Origin of the sequence: Paractinoplanes rishiriensis, from assembly GCF_016862375.1 — a bacterium.
GTDB lineage: Bacteria > Actinomycetota > Actinomycetes > Mycobacteriales > Micromonosporaceae > Actinoplanes > Actinoplanes rishiriensis.
The window spans coordinates 636,014-653,323 of the sequence record NZ_BOMV01000007.1; the positions used below are offsets into that span (position 1 = coordinate 636,014).

The following is a 17,310-nucleotide window of genomic DNA, read 5'->3' on the forward strand; positions in this document are numbered from 1 at the left end:
GCATGATTGCCGTCGCGGTGCGGTGGATCCAGCGGCGCACCGGCGGAGGCGACGCCGGGCAGGTGACGCCCTTCGCCGTGATCCTCACCATAGCGTTGCTGGCGGTGGCCGGGCTGGTCCTCGACGGCGGGCTGGCCCTGTCGGCGAAGGTACAGGCCCTCGATGTCGCCCAGGCCGCCGCGAGGGCCGGGGCCCAGCAGCTCGATCTCGTGCAGTACCGGACCACCAACGTCGCAGTACTCGACCCAACCCGCGCTGCCTCGGCCGCTCGCGCCTGGCTGGCCGCCGCCGGGGTGGCCGGGGACGCGCGCGCCACCACCGCGACGGTCACGGTGACCGTGCGCCGCACCAGCAATACCCAGCTCCTGCAACTCGTCGGCGTGAGGCAGCTTCGCGTGTCCGCGTCGGCGACGGCGACCGCCGTGCAGACCGTCACCGCCCCCAACCCGTAGCCACGACGACGTGAGAACGGAGCGCCCGACCATGCTGCGAGTCTTGGCCACCGGAGGCCGGCTGCTCCGCGCCCTGGTCGCGCTGGTCGCCCTCGTCGGGTTCCTCGTCGGGGTGCCCTGGCTGCTCGTGAACGTCATCGGCTGGCCGTTCGGCTGGGCCGGGTGGGCACAACCCGGCACCATGCCCGGCCTCGCCGACCTGTCCACGGCACTCACGACAGCGTGGTACGACGACAAGATCCTCGCCCTGCTCGCCACCGTGGGCTGGATCCTGTGGGCGCTGTTCTGCCGCGACGTGCTCGTGGAGGTCATCGAGGCGTCCGCCGGGGCCACCGCCACCCGCCGGGGACACCACCGCCCGCCGGTACCGGGGCGCGGCCCGATCCGGTGGGTCGCCGCCGTCCTCGTCGGCGCCATCGTCGGCGCGATCCTGTTCGACGCGATGCGCGGGATCAGTGGTGCCGCACCGAGCGCCGCTGCTGACGCTGCCGCCCGCCGCCCCGCCGTCGCGGTCACGGCGGCACGGGATGTCACGGTGGTTACGCTGACCCCACCGTCCGGGCCACGCCCGGCGCTCACTGCGGCCCCAATCACCATGGCAACCGTCACCAGCGCAGCGGCGCACGCGGCCGACGATCTGCCCGCGTGGGCGCGAGACGCACCCGGAGGTATACACCGGGTCACCGCCGGGGACAACCTGTGGGACATCGCCGAGCAGCGCCTCGGCGACCCGCACCGGTGGCGCGAGATCTACGTTCTCAATCGGGGCCACGAGCAGGCCAACGGCTACGCCCTGAGCGACCCCGACGAAATCCACATCGGCTGGGTCCTCGCCCTACCCGCTCACGAGGCCGCCCCCGCCACTCCCGACAAGGAATCGGCCGAACCCGCCAACCCCGCACCTGCCAAGACCGCGCCCGATGGTTCGGCCGCCGCCAGCCCGAGCGGCCCGGCCAGCCCAGCACCGACCAAGGCCGCGCCCTCGGCCACGGCGACCACGCCGGGCACGGCCGCGCCCACCGTGGACGCCTCCGCCCCGGGCGAGCACACCGAGTCACACGCCGACCAGCAGGCGGGGATCACGTTGCCGTCGCAAGGATGGATCAGCCTCGGGCTCGCCGCCACGATCGCGGCCGTCGCCGCGCTGCTGCGTCTGCACCGCCGCCGCCGCGCCCGCCTCCATGCGCCCATCCTCGTCGCGACCGGCCCGACCCGGCCACCCGTCCCGCCGGAGCTGGCCCTCGCCGACGCCGCCGGCCGCCGCGACCTCACGCTGGACACCGACCTAGAGGCCAACCTCGACGGCTCGGAGGAACGGCCCCGCCCCGGCGCCCGGCCCGCCGCGCCGGTGCCACCCGCTCCGATCGGTTTGGACGCCACCGGCGCAGAGGTGAGCTTGTTCGCGCTGCCCGGCCCCGGCCTAGCCGTGCGCGGGCCGGGCGCCGACGCCGTGGCCCGTGCCGTGCTCGCCAGCGCCCTCGCCACCGGCGTCTACGACCCGCCAGCCGTGCGGCCCGTTGTGGTCACCACCCCGGACACCCTCGCCCGGCTGCTACCTGACGGTGCCGAACCGACCGGCCTGGACCCGTACGGCGTCACCTTCGACGGTGAACGGCTGATCGTGCTGGCCGACACCGGCGCCGCTGTCACCCACGCAGAGGAGGAGATGATCGGACGGCGAAGGTTGCTCGACACCCTTGACGCCGACACGATCACCGACCTCAACACCCGTGACGACCACATCGAGCACCAGCCGCCCTACGTCCTGCTCATCGACGGCACCCACCGGCACACGGGCCGGATCGCGGCCATCGCGGCGCACCGCAGCGCGCTGCACCTGCACCCGGTCGTGCTCGGCGACCTCGACGGCGCCCCAACCGTAGAGGTCGCCGCCGACGGCGCCCTGCCCGACGGCGGCAGGTTGGCGACGCTCGCCGCCTCAGACCTGGCGCACCTCCTGGCCATGATCGCCGAGGCAGCCGCACGGCCCGAACCCGGCACCGACGTCGACCCGCCCGCCGAAGTCGGCCAGCCGGACCGGTCGGCCGGCCCGATGGAGGCGGGCGACGAGGCCGCACCCGCCGACCTCGCACCGCTGCCCGACCTTCCCCCCGCCAGCGGTGACTCTCCGCCGCTGGCCCGCCTCACCGTGCTCGGCGCGGTCACCCTGACCACCGATACCGGACCGGTCACCACCGGCATGCGCTCCGGGTCCTACGCCGCCCTCGCACTGCTGGCCGCGCACCCCCACGGACGCACCCTCGCCCAAATCAGCGCCGACCTACACCCCGAGACCGACCCGACGGCCGCCGCCAAACGCATCCGCACCGACATCAACACCGTGCGCCGGGTCCTGCGCACCGCAACTGGCGCAGCGAAGGCGAAGTTCGTCCTCTACGAGCCGGGCACCGGCCGCTACCGCATCGACCCCGACACCATCGAGGTCGACCTGTGGCGGATGCTCACCGCGATCGGCGCGGCCAACACCGCCACCGACGACACCGCCGCCCTGAGCGCGCTACGCGAGGCCGCCGACCTGTACGGCGGAGACTTCGCCGACCGGACAGGACCGGATCTGGGTCACCGACTACGCCACCACCCACCGCCACCAGGTCCTCAACGTTTACGCCCGCATCGCCGAACTCCTCGAACCCGACCAACCCGACGCGGCAGTAGCCGCACTGGAGACGGCCCTGCACCACGACCCGGTCAACGAGGAGCTTTACCAGCGCATCATCCGCATCCACGGCCGCCAACACCGGCCCGACGCCGTCCGCCGCACTCTGCGCCGCCTGGAGAACCAGCTCGCTGACCTCGGCGAGGCGGAACCGTCCGAGGCGACCCGTCGCATCGTCGCCCGGCAGTTGCTCCCCACCGTCACGTCCGGGACACGAGCATGATCGAGCCACGCCTGCGCCGGCTGCGGTGGGGAGTCCGGGGAGCGTTGGTACTCGGCGTCGCCGCGTCGGTCACCGCCAACGTCCTGCACGCCCTCGACAACCCGATCAGCCAGGCCATCGCGGCGTGGCCCCCGCTGGCGCTGCTGCTCACCGTCGAGCTGATCTCCCGTGTCCCCATCCACACGAGAGCTCTCGCCTTCGTGCGCCTGTTCGCCACCGCCGTCATCGCGGGCATCGCCGCATGGGTTTCCTACTGGCACATGGCGGCCGTGGCCGCCCGCTACGGCGAGACCGGCGCCTCCCCCTACCTGCTGCCCCTGTCCGTTGACGGGTTGATCGTCGTCGCGAGCATCTGCCTTGTCGAACTCACCGCCCGCATCACCCAGGCCGAGCGAACCGACCTCCCCAACCGGCCTGCACCCGCGCCGGCAGCCCGCGAAGAGCCCGCAGACGCACTCCGCCACAACCCTCCCCACGAGGCACTCGACACCAGCCCAACCGCACACGGGGTGACGCCAGCCGAGCCAACCGACGACCTTGCTCACGACCCGCACGACGGGACCGACCCAGATCACGACGACCAGGGCGACGAGACCGACAAAAAGGCAACCGAGGCCGACGGTTCGCCGCGGCCCGCTGAGGGCAACGACCGGACCGTCCAACTCGCGCCGGACCTCGTCCCGCTGCTACCAGCCGCCCGAGCGGCCCGTGAGGAGTTGGTCAGCGCGGGCAAGACAGTCGGCCGCGACGCCCTCGCAGCCCAACTTCGCCGCAACGGCGTTCCTATCCGCAATACCCGAGCATCCGAGCTACTCGCTGCGCTGAAAGCCGAGGGCACAGCCGACGGCTACCGCCCGAAAGTGCCGGTCTAGCCGCACCCCACCGGGTGCGCGCCCGACGGTGTCAGCGTGACACCCGAACCGGGTCGCACTCGTGCCGCTCGATGGATTCCAGGAGATCGCCCATGGACGAGTTCGCCCCGGCGCGCGACGCCGCCCTCGACCTGCAGCATCCGGCGCACTGCCCGCCCTGGTGCGTCGACTGCACTCACCGCGACCTCGGCCCGCCCGGCGCGGTCCTACACCGCAGCCCGCCGGCCACCGTGGCTCTCTATGACGAAGGCTGCGAGCTGGTCGAAGCGCAGGTGCGGGCCGCGTTCTGGGACAAGGCACCGGACTGGATCGGCACCGACCCTCCCGACCTCGAACGTCCCCACGTCGAGATCTGCGTCTCCGACAGCAGCGCCATGCAGGTGTACCTGACTCCCGGCCAAGCCCATGCCCTCGCTGCCGCCCTCGTGCGCGCCGCCGATGCCGCCGACACCGAAGCCTTCTACCGCACACCAGTCCCGCCCGGCGCGCCCTCGGCTGCCGCGCCCGCCAGTGCGCCGCCGCAGCAGGCTTGATCCCTCGGCACCGGTCGGCATGGATGGGTCACGGGTGCCCGATCCGGGCGCCCGCTGTGATCACCCAGGAGGTATCGACATGCAACCGTCCACGCCCACCACCCGCATCATCGAGGTCGACGAGGATGTGTACGACGTGCTCGCCCGCACCGCCGCGACCAGGGACACCGACATCAACGGTGCCCTGAAGTACCTGATCGAGGCACCGGCGGTGCCAGCCGCGCCGACCTCGGACAACGACGAGGAGTAGCACGCGGGCACGGGAGGCGCTGCCGGAAGGGGGGACCGGCGGCGCCTCCCATGTTTGAGGGGCGAGTCTAAAGGTTGGCCTCGGCGGCGGTGAGCAGCCGTTGCGCGGTCCGCTGGGCAACACCGAGACGGCGGGCCAGTTCCACTCCGAGGCCGCGTCGGTCGCGCCCGTTCTGCTGTGCCTCGGCCAGCAACTCGGCGGCGACCTGTAGACGTGGGTCGTCGGCGTACGGGTGCGGTTTGAGCGGGCCGGTGGTGGTGCCGGGGGTACGGCCGGTGGATTGGCGGCCGGTGCGGGCATCGGCGATGGCCCACACGGTGCGCCGGTACCAGCGACGCCGCAGCCTGCCGTCGGACAGGATCTCGATGTCGTCGGGCCGGTCGCTAAGCTGGTCGGGCAGGTTGCGGTACGAGCCGTAGCGCAGGATCTTCGCGGCTTCGCCGGACCCGACGAGTTCGTCCGGGTCGCCGCTGCGGTCGACCTCGGTGAGGACGGCCACCTTCGCCTGCTGGTGGGCGGTGTGGAAGGCGGTGATCTGGTCGAGCCAGAACCACTCGCGGCCGGATTCGTCGGTGAAGCCGTGGGGAAAGCCGGTGCGCTCGCGGTTGCGGTGCCAGAGGTTGACGGTGCGCCGGGCCGCGCCGGTGTGCGCGGCAACCCCGGCGCGGTCGACGGCGACTCGGCCGCCGATGGTGTGTCGGCCCACGATGACCATTCTCCCCCGCCGTCTCGAGCGGTGCGTTCGGCGGGCCGCGGCGGGAGCTGCGGCTTCGCTAGGATCGGCGCCACGCCCGCGCCGGGAGGATACGGGCTCATGCGGGCCGTGGGTGGCCCGGTGCGGGCGAGGTGGCCGGTGGGGTTTCGCCACACCCTATGCGGGTGTGTCCCACCGGCCGCCGCCACCACGCCCGACCCGCACGTGTGGCCGCGCGCAGCTCCGACGTTTGGCGCTGGGCGTGTCAGGAGTCCGGGCGCAGGACCCGCCACGCGAACGACGCCATGATCTCGATCGGCAACGAGGCGATCTTGGCCTGCGTCTTCGGGGTGGCGGCGTCGTAGACGGTGAGGATCGCGTTCGCGGTGGTGGCGTCCACGAAGACACCGCCGATCTTACGGCTGCGTCCGGCCTTCGCCTCGCGCAAGATGGCGATGACCTGTGGGTCGCCGGTAGTGGCGTCGTCGGGGATGGCCTCGTTTGCGGCGGCGTCCGGGCAGTCGGGGCAGGTGACCAGGTGCGGCTCGTCGGTGACCCGCGTGTGCGGTCCCTCGTCAGCGCCGCAGACGGCTCCGGGGTGGCGGGCGGAGCGTCCGTGGGTCCAGCGGACGGTCATGGTGTCACCTGCTCGGTGTCGGCCAGCGGATCGAGGTGGGCCGGGTCGAGGGTGATCCCGAGGCGCGTTTGCGCAGTGCCGTGGATGGCCAGCAGGAGGCCGATGAGGTCGGTGCTGAGCTGCTCGTCGTAGTCGTGGGCGATGCGGCAGGCATCGCGCAGCGCCCGGCAGGCGGTGGTGAAGGCGGTCACGAGGGCGGTGTGGTCGTCGTCGCGGGTGCACCCGACGATCGCCTGTGGCGGGTACGTGCGCGTTTCCCCGGTAGGGAATCGGAGTTCGTAGCGCTGGATGTAAGTGGTGGAGCCATTGGTGAACAGATCGGTGACGGTGGCAAGGCGGTGCTCGATCGGATCGGCGGGTTGGCGTACCCGGGCGGTGTCGTTGAGTTCCATGCGAGCCTCCGAAGGCGAATGTTGGTGTGGTGCGGCGGGTGCGGGGCCGAGACCGCCACGGCGCGGACGCGGGGGTGCTGGCGGTCTCGGCCCCGCTGTCAGTCGGTGGTGGCCGGGGTCAGGGTGTCGAGGTGGCCGTCGAGGTAGGTGTTCGCGGTGGCGGTGAGCGCGTCGAACACCTCACCTAGGGCGTGGTGGAGTAGGTAGTGGTCGCGGGCGGCTGTGATGGCGTGATCGAAGATGGTGCGGATCGCGGCGAGATCGGTCCGGATGATCTCGGCTTGTGCGGTGAAGGGCACCACGGTCAGTTCGTCGCGGAAGTGCCAGTCGGTGATGCCGTCGCGGAACCGCACGCGGTACCGGTTCCCGTTGGGGATGCTCGGGCGGCGGAGGATGTCGATGATCACGCCGGGGTGTTCCTGGTGGTCCTGGAGAACGAACCGGGCGCGGACCAGGTCACGCAGTCGCGGCTCCGGGCCGACCGGTGCGAAGGCGCTGGGCTCAGCGGTGGTGTCGGTCATGGCGGCGGTGCTCCTTTACCGGGTGGGGTGGTCGTGTTCGCCGAGTCCGTTGACCTCGAACGCGATGATCCGGTCGGGGGTCTCGGTGGTGTCGGCGTGCAGGTAGAAGTCGTGGTCGCGGCGCAGGGCGCCGATGGAGACGCCGTGCAGGTCGAGCACGATGTAGTCGGTGGCGGCGCCGGTTTCCGGGTTGATCGGGTAGACGCGCAGGTGCAGGTTGCGCAGGACATCGGCGATGACCGGGTCGAGGTCGCTGATCAGAGCGAGGGCGCCGAGGAGTTGGTGGGCGCTGAGGGTGTGCTGGCCGCCGTCGCCGAGGGCGTCCAAGGGGTCGGAGGTCATGACTGGCTCCCGTTCTCGGGCGTGGCGCCGGCCGCGGTCGGCTCCGCGTTGAGGTCGGTGGTCGGGAAGGCGGGCAGGATGGTAGTGAGGGTGCCGCCGGTCTGTTCGTCGGCGAGGGCGCCGCAGGCGACGAGTGCGGTTCCGGCGGCGATGGCCTGCGCCGGGGTGTAACGCACGCGAACGCTGCGGCTGTGATCGGGCAACACGGCGCGGGCCTCGACGGTGCCCCGCTGCCAGGTACATACCGGGAGGCGCTCGTCGGGCACGGCGCGCACCGTGGTGCGAGTCAGTGCGTCGAGAGAGGTGTGGAGCTGCGCGTGGTACACCGTCGCGGCGGCGTCGTACTTGGCGGCCTCGGTTGCGAGGAAGTCACCGGGGTCGTCAACGAGGCACTCCAGCAGAGTGCGGTGATGTTCGGCGGACGCGCACGCGGTGGCGTAGTCCTGTACGAGGGCAAGTAGGTCTTTCACGAGGGGTTCCTCCGAGTGTCCTGAGGTCGCCGCGCGGCCGATGACCGGCCGCGCGGCGGCGGGTCATCGCGGGTCGGTGGGGCCAGGGATCACCGGTGGCGGCCCGGGACGGGTGCTGGTGCTGGTGAAGGGCGCCGCCTCGGTGATGGCAGGCAGAGCGGCGTCGACCTTCGCGCCGACGCGGTCGAGGGCGACCGCACCGAGGGCGGTGAGGTGCGTGCCGATGGTGAGGGCCTGCGCGGCTGTGAACGCGATCACTAGGGGTCGGGCGGTGGTGTCGCGGGCGTGTACCTCGATGTGACCACCGGTGGTCGGACGGACCGGCAGGAACGCCTCCGGGTGGGCGCCGTCGGGCAGCGCCTCACGGACGGTCGCGGCGAGGGCCTGGTATCCGGCCTGGACGGCCTGTTCCCAGTACTCGGCCTGGGCGACGAGGTGTTGGGCTTCGTTGTCGGTGGCGGCGTGCCCGGCGAGGACACGGTTGACCTCGCCTTTGGCATGGGCGTCGCAGAGTTGCCAGATCGCGGCGAGCATCGCCTCGGCGGTCGTGGTGGGGTTCACGGTGGGTGCCTCCATCGCGGTGGAGCCGGATGTGAAGTCGGGCGCCGGTGGCGCCGGTGCGGCCGGGCGCAGGCGCGGCGGCTTGCTAGCTGGGTGATCAGCGGCCGGGCCGGACGGGCGGCGGGGGCCGGTGGGCTGCGGCGGGCGGATCACTGGCCGTGTCGGGCGGGCGTCCGTCGTGGTGCCCGGCGGGGCCGCCGCCCGCCGGTGGCGGCCCCGGTACCGGGTGTGCATCAGAGCGCGAACAGCTCGAACGCGCGGGCCTTCAGGTCCGCGCCTTTGCCCGTCAGTGCCCGCGTCGCGCGTACCGTGTCGCTGGTGGCGGGGGCGAAGTGGTCGAGGTATTCGGTGACGGCCTGGTATCCGGCCCACCGGGTGCCTTTGATCGCCTTCTGCGTGTCCGCGTCCCGGATGAGGTAGCGCAGCGAACTGGTGCGCTGCTTCGCGTTGTTCTTCGCGATGTCGGAGGCGTCGTCGGCGATCGGCCAGAGCTGGGCGGTGATCTTTTCGAACTCGCCCATGGTCAGCGACTCGTTGATCATCTTCTCGGCTTCGGTCTCGAACGCGGCGAAGTGTTTCCACACCAGGCCGAGGGCCTGACGGGCCTCGCCGATTTTCGCGGTGATCGTGGGGGCGTGCCGGAAGGTGTACGAGCCGAGCGACCGCTCGTAGGCCATGCGCTGCGTGTTCGCGCACACGATCCGTACCGGGGTCGCGTCCAGGCGTAGCGAGGCGGTGCCGTCGTGGCTGGTCGTCGCGGCCAGATAGAGATCCATCCGGTCGACTCCGGCGATCTCCATCGCTTTCGGCAGCTTCATCGTAACGAAGACGCTCTTGCCTTTACGCATCGAGCCGGCCGTCTCGAAGTGCGCGCCGGACTCGTCAACGAGCAGGTTCAGCAACTCCGCGACCTGCTCGTTCTGCACGGTGGTGTAGTCCTCACCAACGACGCCGAGATACTCGGTCGCGCCGGTGACGGGGTTGGTCCGGACCGTCATGAACTTGTCGGGGCAGTCGACCTTCGTGACACCGGCGTCGGTGACCTCGATGCCCTGAAGGGCGATCTTGCGGACCTCCCAACCACCGAGCCACGCCCTACTCATGACCTCTTCCGCGGTCATGCACTCGTCGGTGATCTGGCCGAGCTGATGCCACGCCGACTTGCGGGCGGAGGCGAATGCGGTCTGTCCGTTGGCGAGGGTTTCGAGTTCGTGTGCCATGACTGGCGTGTCCTTTCATGCGGGGTTCGGTGGTGGTGGCGGCGACGCCGGGGTTTCGCGGCCCGGCGGCGCCGTCATAGGTAATGTTTCCTACCTCCACGGGCCGATCAAGGCGATCGGCTGGAGTCGATCGAGGTTTTTGGCGGCAATCTGATGTGATTGCCAGCGATAGATGGCGGTTACCAGCGGTAGATGGCGGGACGGCGCTGCCGGCGTCTCGCCGGCTCTTGAGCCGAAGCACGGTAGTTGTCACGTAGGTAGGCTTGTTGTCACCTGCGTGTTCGGGGCCCAACATGTCGATCTTGAGAATGAGGAGGTCGGCGCGGTGGGTGAGGATGTTCTTGACGGCTCCGTGTTGAGCGAGGGCGCTTCGCGAGTCATCTGAAGAGCCCGACCAGCGCTCAGACCGCGGCCAGATCCGCATGGGTCAGAATGTGCCGATGACGATCTCCGCTGACGATTCCGGTCCGGTCCGGATTGTTACGGCCGTTCTTCGCGACGGCGATCGGGTGTTGCTGTGTCATCGAAGCGCCGGGCGCCGTTGGTATCCCGACGTGTGGGACCTGCCGGGCGGTCATGTTGACGAGGGGGAGGATCCGAAGGAAAGCCTTGTCCGCGAGCTTCGGGAAGAGTTGGGGATCACGGCGCCGGAGCCGTCCAGCCCGCCGATGCATGAGATCCGGACCGCGACGTTCGACATGCAGATCTGGTTGGTCGACAGGTGGACCGGAATACCCGTCAACGCCGCGCCGGACGAACACGACGCGGTGGCGTGGTTCGAGACGTCCGACCTTGACAGCCTGCGTCTCGCCCACGAGTCGTACCTTTCGATGCTTACCACCGTGCTCGCCACCTGACGTCGCTCCGGGGCCTGGGGTGCGCGCTCATCGGCGATCCGGAGGCCGGCTGGCGTCCCATCCGCCTGCCCTCGTGCACTGCAGGTCACCCCGCCTCCGCGGTGTCAACTACCGCGCTTCGGCGCAGCTCTCTGCCGTCTCGTTGGCTGGCGGCTCCGATCGAGGACTCAGCTGGCGTTACTGGCGCGGCGACTGGGCGTTGTCGATGTGTTCGCCGAGTTGTCGGATGAATGGATCGAGGCGGTCGCGGAGTTGTCGGAAGTGGCCGTAGGGCGAGGGGCGCAGCAGGTGTTGCCAGCGGGTGTGGACGTAGTGGACGTCTTCGCCTCCGGGCCGGGTGGCGTGGAGGTCGGGGCGGACGGCGGGAGCGTAGATGTGATCGCCGTGAGTCAGTTCGGTCCAGGCCCAGGTGCTGGCCAGTCGGCGTTTTCCGTCGCCCCAGTGGGTGTGCGGCACGAGGCGGTTCTTGATCAGTTGGCCGGGCAGTCCGTCGATGAGTTCCTGCCATTGGCCGGGAGGGATCTCCCAGGTGCGCAGTGCGTCGCGACGTCGGCCGTGGTCGGTCAAGCCCGCAGTGGTGTCGAGGTGTTCGATGAGGTTGCCGACGGCGTGGTCGAACGCCTTGTGGCGGGAGGTGGCGGCCAGCGCCCGGTGGGTGACGCGTAGCGCGTTGTCGGCGGCGAGTCGAGGAATGCCGAGCTGGTTCGCGGCGTCGATGAGGGTTCCGCCGGTCGTGGCGTGCGCGAGCCGGATCACGAGGACGTGCTCCAGCAGCCGCGACTTGAGGTCGATGAACTCGTAGAGGTAGTTGAGCCAAGGTTCGGGCGGGCGCTGCGGGATGTGCTGGATGCCGAAGCGGACCCCCAACGGCGCAGGTAGGCGCCGACGAGTGGAGTAGTGCGGGACGCCGGTGCGTTTGATGACGTGCAGCGCGCCGACTTCAGGACCGAGGGCGGCTTGCAGCCCTGGTGAGCAGTAGCCGTCGCCGGGTAGGAACTTCCTGACCCACGGGCGGGCGCCTGGCTGGTCCTCCAGTAGCGGAGCGACGATGTCGCGGGCCGAGTCGGGGCTGTCCGCGTCGGTGATGTGTGCTGCCGCGGTGAGCAGCGCCGCGGCGGTGGCGGCGTCGGAGGGCGGCGCGTCGTAGAGGGCGTTGTCGCGCGGGTATCGCCGCTCGCGACGGTCTTGGTCGATCTGGCGTTGGACGTTCTCGGCGTGCCGGTCGATGAGGCCGGCCGCGTCCGTGGTGTCGACCAGATGCCGGCTGGTGGGCCAGGCGGCGGTGATCAGGCAGGTGAGGATTCGCAGGTCAGTGACGTACTGGCTGGAGGTGGCCGGACCGCCGGCGCTGATCGTGGTCGCGTTGTCGGTGCTGAGCAGGGTCAGCAGCCGGTGTTGCAGGGCGATCGGTGCCGCAACGTCGTGGGTGCTGGTGGAGGCCGGTGCCTGGTCCAGCCGGTGACCGCAGGAGCCGCTGGCTGGTCGCGATCGGGGGGGTGGGCTCGGCAGGCGGCGGGGTGCAGTGTGCTGTCGCCTCCGCGCGGGATCATCGCCGCGCCGGGGCCGCGCGCCAGGGCGGGCTGCGCGCAGGCGGGGCAGGTGTGTGCGAGTAGCCGCTGGTGGGTGGGGCAGGCGAAGACGATCGGGAGGCGCCAGAGTTTATTCCAGCCGCCGCCGTGGTGTTGTTGGATGAGGCTGCCGTCCCCGGTCAGGCAGTGGGGGCAGTAGCGGGTGAAGCGGGCGAATACCCAGCTTTCGCGGACGAACAGGCCGTGCACGAGGCGCCGCTGGTCGCGGCCGGTGCGGGCGAGGTCGACCGGTGGGTAGCGAGTGGCGAGGCTGCTCAGGGTCAGGGCGGTGACCTCGGTGGTGCTGAGCCGGGTCGCGTGGGCGAAAGCGGCGGTCGTTTCAGGGGTCAGGGCGAGCATGGTGCTGGCTCGGGCGGCGTTGGGTGGTGTTGCGAGGCCGGTTGCCTGTTGCAGTCGGGTGGGTGCCAGTCCGAGGCGGTGGGAGAGCCGGAGTAGGTAGCCGGGCAGCGATTCGTCGGGCAGCGGGTCGAGGCTGCGCGGCAGGCGGCCGGTCACGCGGTCGATGCCGTTGGCTGGTCGCCGCTGGTGCCGCCGTGGTCGTCGAAGACGGTGTTGCGGCGCTTGCTGCTCTTGCCGGTGGTCGGGGCCGGTCGTGGGGGGATGTCGGGGATCTCACCTGCGGTGGTGTCGCGGCGGGCCAGGTTGCCGAGGTTGATGTCGATGGTGTCGAGCAGATCGGTGGTCAGTTGCTCGGCGCCGGTGTCGATGGCGTGTGCGGCGCCGTCTTCGATGAGCCGTTCGAGGAGGCCGACGATGCCGCCGGTGCGGCGGAACAGGTATTCGGGCATGGCCCCGTCGGTGAGCATGCCCGGCTCGGCGCGCAGCAGCCGCAGGTTGTCCTCGATGCCGGCCAGGTGGGTGACCCACGCCGCGATGGTCTGCGGGGTGTCGTAGCGGAACGGGTCGAGGTCGATCAGGTCGAAGCGGCGTTCGGTCTGGGTGGCTGCTTCGTCGGTGAACGTGCGGGCGTGGCGGGGTTGGGCGAAGACGACCTGTCCGGTGGCCCGGTCCCGGCGGCCTTCGCGCAGCAGCCCGGAGGCGGGGATGCCGACGCCGACCAGGACCAGGGTCAGGTGCATGCTCATCAACGCGCGGATCAGATCGAGGGCGTCCTGGTCGGCCTCGCGGTGCATCCGCAGCCGGGTGATGTCGTCCAGGATGAGGACCTTGGTGGCGTGGTCGTAGAGCGAGCCGCGCACGGCGTGGACCAGTTGCGGCAGCGTCATGCCCTTGTGGAGTGCGCCGTAGAAGTCGAGGATCGCCTGGCAGACGCTTTTCGGGGTCGCGGTGACCGGCGTCTGCACGTAGGCGACGGCGGCGTGCAGGTCCCGGGTGCCGGGCACCGCGTGCGGGTTGATCTGCTGGTGCAGGTCCAGCCACTGGTCTTCGAACGCGGCGGCGATCTCGCAGACCGTCTCCGTCTTGCCCTGGTAGCCGCCGCCGTTGATCATGAGCCCGGCGCGGGTGGTCGGCTTGTGCTTGAGGGCGTTGTTGAACAGCCGGGAGCCCATCACCCGGGCGACCCTGGCGCTCATCGGGGTCTCTTGAATGGGCAGGTTCGCGTGGGTCGCGGCCCGGTGCAGGTCGTGCAGGACCCGCTGTCGCGGACTCAACGTTCGCCACTGCGCCAGCGACAACCGCGGCGCCGGGGTGAAGCCGTGCCGGGTGGTCCGCCACTGGCTCCAGCCTGCGGCGGTCTCCCGGGCGATCGCCGGCCCAGGCAGCGTGAACGCCGCGGTGTCCGGCACTTCGCCGCTCATCCGGCCTGCCCCGGCTCGTCCGGCTCGTCGGCGGGAAGCAGGAACAGGCTGCGCCGCCGGAACGCATCACCGAGACGCGGCGGAGGCTGCGGCCGGTCCGGCACCGCGGCCTCGCGGCGCCGTCGACGCTCGGCGTCCACCGCGGTCTGCACCTGCGCGACCCGGCCCACCGGACGCATCGGCACCACCGTCCCCACGTCCTGCCCGCACCCAGGCTCGGCCGCCGGAGGCGCCTCAGGGCGGTCGGCGTGCGCGGCTGCGGCCCGCGTCGCCTCCCGCGCGTGCTCGGTGCGGTGCCGTTTACCCGTCCCGGCTGGGCCGGCTTGAGTCGGCCACTGGTGTACTGGAGTTACGTCGCTGAGCAGGTCCAGCAGCAGCGGCAACAGCTCCGCGTCCGAGCGTGGTTTCAGGCCGGCCTGACGGGCGTGCTCGAGAAGCTGCCGGGCTCGGGCATCGGAGAACGACGGGATCTCGCCCTCGGCCGGCAGCCCGGTCCACCGCAACGTGTGCCACTGCCCGCCGCCGGGGTCGTGGAAGAACACGGTCCGCCGGTCGCGGGGATCGGAGCGCACGACCCACTTCCCTTTGTGGACGCCACCTCGCGTCGATGGCTCGTGGCGGTAGTCGTCCAGGCCCGGCCCGTCGTACCACAATCCGCGGATCTTCACCCCGCGTCGGCCGTGAACGCTGACGTGGTGGGCGGGTAGCAACTCGTAGTACAACTCCGGCGTGGGGATCTGCAACGCGAACCCGCCCTGGGCCATCGCGGCGGCGAACAACGTGTTCGGGCTGTGCCGACCACCCGGATCCCAAGCCGGGGCGTACTCGCCCAACACCCGATTCTGCCAAATCTTCACCGACCAGGTCGCGACCAGGTGTTCCATCGCCTCGACCGTGAGCACCGCATCGGCCTCCGGGTCGACACCCCGGTCCGCGACATCGACGCCCTGATAGCCCAGCAAATTCTCGAACAGCAGGCTCTGTATGGCGCCGAACGCCCGTTCCACGGCCTGCTTATCCGTCGGGCGCAGCACCCGAGCGGGGAGTATGTTCGCGCCGATGACCCGCTGCACTTCCACGAGATTGTGGTTTTTGTAGACCGAGCCGTGGTCGGTCGTGACGGTCTCCGGGGTGAAGAACGGCAACGCGGCCACCGGGTATCCCGCGAACTCGGCCACCACCGCGGCCGGCACTCCCGGGTAGGGCCAGATCATGTCCTCGCCCCACCCGTCGCGTAGCGGCAGTGGCGTCATCACGTCCCGCAGCAGCATCGCCACGTCCACCGACGTGTCCGACACCAAGGTCAGCCGGAACGCCACCAGCGAATGCGTGTACACGTCCAACGCGATCGTTAAATGTGCCGATACCGGGTCGCCGAACACGCTCTCGCGGACCTTCACCGGCAGAATCGTGGTGTCCAACGCGATGACCTGCCCCGGCCTGTGCACCACCACATGGATCCCGGTGGCCTCGACCGCGGCAGCCGACCGCTGATAGCGCTGCCGGGCCCCGCCGGGACCGAACCATTCCCGCCACACCTGCCGCAGCGTCTCGTAGCACGGCACCTGGACCTGCTCGTCGTACTTCTCCCGCACGTACTGGCAGACCAGCCGACGCCGCGCCATCATGCTGATCCGCGACCGGTGCAGCGTCTCGGCCCGCACCGCGAAGATCGCCTCGCGGACCGGTTCGGTGATGCTCGGCCGCCCACCGCTGCGGCGTACCCAACTGCCCAGGATCGCCCCGGCGACCCCGAACCGGCGGCAGTCCGCACCCAGCCGCTCCAGCGTGCGCAGGCTGACGTGGGCGAACCCGAGCCGCCGCGCGTCCTGCGGATCAAGTGCTTGGAGTTCGGCTACCTTCGCCAGCCGCCGCGCGGTCAACGTCGTGGCGTTCGGGTCGTAGCCACGTCTGGGCTCGCCCGGGGCCGGCCGCAACGGATCCCCGCCACGGAAACCGGTCTCCACCTCCAGCACGTGTCCCAGCCGGACCAGCGCCAACTCCCGCTGATCCTGAGTCAGGTCGGCGAGCGTCATCGGTTGCCGGGTCGCCGAGTCCGTCCCCAGGATCAGCGCGTTCACCGGCGCGCGGTGTGCCGGGCCGGTCAGCAGGGCCCGCACCGTGGTCTGCATCGTCGTACCGTCACCACGGTGCAGCTGGATGTGCCCGTACTGCGGGGCGAACGACTCGACCAGCCACTCGACGCCATCGACCACGACGACGGCGCCGGGCGACAGGTCAAGCATGCCGACGTGCTGACTCATCGGCCAACTCCGGCCAGTGAGGCCCACACCTTCGCGGCGTCATTCAGCGGGGCCGATAGGTCGATCCCGAGTCGCCGGTGCCAGATCAGGTGCAGGGCATGCGCTCGTGCCACCGCGGGTAGCCGGGTGGCCGCCACGAGATCGCCGAACGCTCGCGGACCTGACGCGACCGCCGTGAACAACTCCGACTGCAGGCCCAACGGGTCGCGCAGCGGGCGGCGCTGCGCGGAGAGCGTGTCCAGGCCGGTCTGCACGTGTGGCCGCCAGCCGGTGACAACCAGATACGACCAGCCGGCCGCCAACGCCGCTTCCCGCGCTGCGGCGAAGCACACCCGGTCGTCGTCGCCGATCCGCTCACCCGGCCGCACATCGATCAACAAGCCACCTTCGGCCGTCACCGCCAGGAAGTCCGGGATGTGCTCCCGCCAACCCGACCCGGTCGCGAACCGTAACCGGAACGGCTGGCCCAACACGTCGCTCACGCCGCCCGCGAAGTCCAACGCCAGCAGCAGCCGTTGCTCGGCGATGCTCTCGAAACCGTGGTGACGGCCGGTCGACACCATGAACTGCAAGCCCGGACGGTGCCGCTGTCCCCGACGCCAGGAGAACCGCCGCACCGGCTCGCACCGTGATATCGGCATCGACGCCAAGTCGCGCACCGCGCAGAGCACCGGGGCGCCCGACGCCCGCCACTGCGCCCGCCACCTTCCGGTCCACCCATCCGCCAGAACCAGCGATCCCCGTGCCCTGTCGAAGCCGACCCACTGCGTGCACAGACCCGCCAGCCCGCACCGGTCGGACCAGAGTTCACCACAGCTGGCCGTAACGCCCGACGACATCCATCCATCCAACAAGACTGATGTCTACCCGAGCCGAGGTTTCCGATTCGCGTTGCTTTGCGGCGAGTCGAACAGCGCAACGGGCGCTATCGTGCCCTTCGCGCTGAGTAACTTTTGTGTAACGGTGGATTCCATCTCGGCTGGCGCACTTGAGTTT

General features: G+C 70.7%; 18 protein-coding genes and 1 pseudogene. 6 read left to right on the forward strand and 13 right to left on the reverse strand.

What is annotated here, in order from left to right:
* The first annotated feature begins 2 nt into the window (after positions 1 to 2).
* The 5 genes and pseudogenes from Ari01nite_RS06810 (at position 3) to Ari01nite_RS06830 (ending at position 5,007) form a co-directional block, all read left to right on the forward strand.
* A complete protein-coding gene (locus Ari01nite_RS06810) occupies positions 3 to 452 on the forward strand; it encodes a pilus assembly protein TadG-related protein (protein ID WP_203780345.1) in 450 nt (149 codons plus the stop codon).
* A 31-nt stretch (positions 453 to 483) separates the two neighbouring features.
* Positions 484 to 3,352: pseudogene (locus tag Ari01nite_RS51360) on the forward strand (AfsR/SARP family transcriptional regulator).
* Positions 3,349 to 4,224, forward strand: a complete 876-nt coding sequence (locus Ari01nite_RS06820) for a DUF2637 domain-containing protein (RefSeq protein WP_203780176.1) — start codon at positions 3,349 to 3,351, stop codon at positions 4,222 to 4,224. The pseudogene Ari01nite_RS51360 and the gene Ari01nite_RS06820 overlap by 4 nt, the downstream one beginning before the upstream one ends.
* A 92-nt stretch (positions 4,225 to 4,316) precedes the next feature.
* Positions 4,317 to 4,757, forward strand: coding sequence for a DUF6907 domain-containing protein (locus Ari01nite_RS06825; protein ID WP_203780177.1), 441 nt, complete (start codon positions 4,317 to 4,319; stop codon positions 4,755 to 4,757).
* A gap of 79 nt (positions 4,758 to 4,836) precedes the next feature.
* Complete coding sequence (locus tag Ari01nite_RS06830; RefSeq protein ID WP_203780178.1) at positions 4,837 to 5,007, forward strand: hypothetical protein; 171 nt, start codon at positions 4,837 to 4,839, stop codon at positions 5,005 to 5,007.
* A 67-nt stretch (positions 5,008 to 5,074) separates the two neighbouring features.
* Here the strand turns inward: Ari01nite_RS06830 and Ari01nite_RS06835 are convergent, their stop codons facing one another.
* The 8 genes from Ari01nite_RS06835 to Ari01nite_RS06870 all read right to left on the reverse strand — a co-directional run bounded on the left by Ari01nite_RS06835 (position 5,075) and on the right by Ari01nite_RS06870 (position 9,844).
* A complete protein-coding gene (locus tag Ari01nite_RS06835; RefSeq protein ID WP_438872139.1) occupies positions 5,075 to 5,713 on the reverse strand; it encodes a hypothetical protein in 639 nt (212 codons plus the stop codon).
* Between the two features lie 253 nt (positions 5,714 to 5,966).
* Entirely contained in the window at positions 5,967 to 6,338 is a 372-nt protein-coding gene (locus tag Ari01nite_RS06840) for a hypothetical protein (protein WP_203780180.1), read from the reverse strand.
* A complete protein-coding gene (locus Ari01nite_RS06845; protein WP_203780181.1) occupies positions 6,335 to 6,730 on the reverse strand; it encodes a hypothetical protein in 396 nt (131 codons plus the stop codon). Before Ari01nite_RS06845 ends, Ari01nite_RS06840 begins: the two co-directional genes overlap by 4 nt.
* Before the next feature lie 98 nt (positions 6,731 to 6,828).
* Complete coding sequence (locus tag Ari01nite_RS06850; RefSeq protein ID WP_203780182.1) at positions 6,829 to 7,251, reverse strand: hypothetical protein; 423 nt, start codon at positions 7,249 to 7,251, stop codon at positions 6,829 to 6,831.
* A 15-nt stretch (positions 7,252 to 7,266) separates the two neighbouring features.
* The gene (locus Ari01nite_RS06855) at positions 7,267 to 7,593 is read right to left on the reverse strand and encodes a hypothetical protein (protein ID WP_203780183.1); all 327 of its coding nucleotides are present in this window, start codon (positions 7,591 to 7,593) and stop codon (positions 7,267 to 7,269) included.
* Positions 7,590 to 8,063, reverse strand: coding sequence for a hypothetical protein (locus Ari01nite_RS06860; protein ID WP_203780184.1), 474 nt, complete (start codon positions 8,061 to 8,063; stop codon positions 7,590 to 7,592). Before Ari01nite_RS06860 ends, Ari01nite_RS06855 begins: the two co-directional genes overlap by 4 nt.
* A gap of 63 nt (positions 8,064 to 8,126) precedes the next feature.
* The gene (locus tag Ari01nite_RS06865; protein ID WP_203780185.1) at positions 8,127 to 8,624 is read right to left on the reverse strand and encodes a hypothetical protein; all 498 of its coding nucleotides are present in this window, start codon (positions 8,622 to 8,624) and stop codon (positions 8,127 to 8,129) included.
* A gap of 233 nt (positions 8,625 to 8,857) precedes the next feature.
* Positions 8,858 to 9,844 (reverse strand): DUF932 domain-containing protein, encoded by a 987-nt coding sequence (locus tag Ari01nite_RS06870; protein WP_203780186.1) that lies wholly within the window; start codon positions 9,842 to 9,844, stop codon positions 8,858 to 8,860.
* 440 nt (positions 9,845 to 10,284) lie between these two features.
* On the opposite strand from Ari01nite_RS06870, the gene Ari01nite_RS06875 reads away from it, so the two are divergent.
* The gene (locus tag Ari01nite_RS06875; protein WP_239162516.1) at positions 10,285 to 10,701 is read left to right on the forward strand and encodes an NUDIX domain-containing protein; all 417 of its coding nucleotides are present in this window, start codon (positions 10,285 to 10,287) and stop codon (positions 10,699 to 10,701) included.
* Between the two features lie 177 nt (positions 10,702 to 10,878).
* Here Ari01nite_RS06875 and Ari01nite_RS06880 read toward each other — a convergent pair whose 3' ends face one another.
* The 5 genes from Ari01nite_RS06880 to Ari01nite_RS06900 all read right to left on the reverse strand — a co-directional run bounded on the left by Ari01nite_RS06880 (position 10,879) and on the right by Ari01nite_RS06900 (position 17,153).
* Positions 10,879 to 11,568 (reverse strand): hypothetical protein, encoded by a 690-nt coding sequence (locus tag Ari01nite_RS06880; protein WP_203780188.1) that lies wholly within the window; start codon positions 11,566 to 11,568, stop codon positions 10,879 to 10,881.
* 515 nt (positions 11,569 to 12,083) lie between these two features.
* Positions 12,084 to 12,785 (reverse strand): TniQ family protein, encoded by a 702-nt coding sequence (locus tag Ari01nite_RS06885; protein WP_203780189.1) that lies wholly within the window; start codon positions 12,783 to 12,785, stop codon positions 12,084 to 12,086.
* Entirely contained in the window at positions 12,782 to 14,050 is a 1,269-nt protein-coding gene (locus Ari01nite_RS06890; protein WP_203780190.1) for an AAA family ATPase, read from the reverse strand. The genes Ari01nite_RS06885 and Ari01nite_RS06890 overlap by 4 nt, the downstream gene beginning before the upstream one ends.
* Positions 14,047 to 16,314, reverse strand: a complete 2,268-nt coding sequence (locus tag Ari01nite_RS06895; protein ID WP_203780191.1) for a DDE-type integrase/transposase/recombinase — start codon at positions 16,312 to 16,314, stop codon at positions 14,047 to 14,049. The genes Ari01nite_RS06890 and Ari01nite_RS06895 overlap by 4 nt, the downstream gene beginning before the upstream one ends.
* Complete coding sequence (locus tag Ari01nite_RS06900; RefSeq protein WP_275410826.1) at positions 16,311 to 17,153, reverse strand: TnsA-like heteromeric transposase endonuclease subunit; 843 nt, start codon at positions 17,151 to 17,153, stop codon at positions 16,311 to 16,313. Before Ari01nite_RS06900 ends, Ari01nite_RS06895 begins: the two co-directional genes overlap by 4 nt.
* Positions 17,154 to 17,310: the final 157 nt, after the last annotated feature.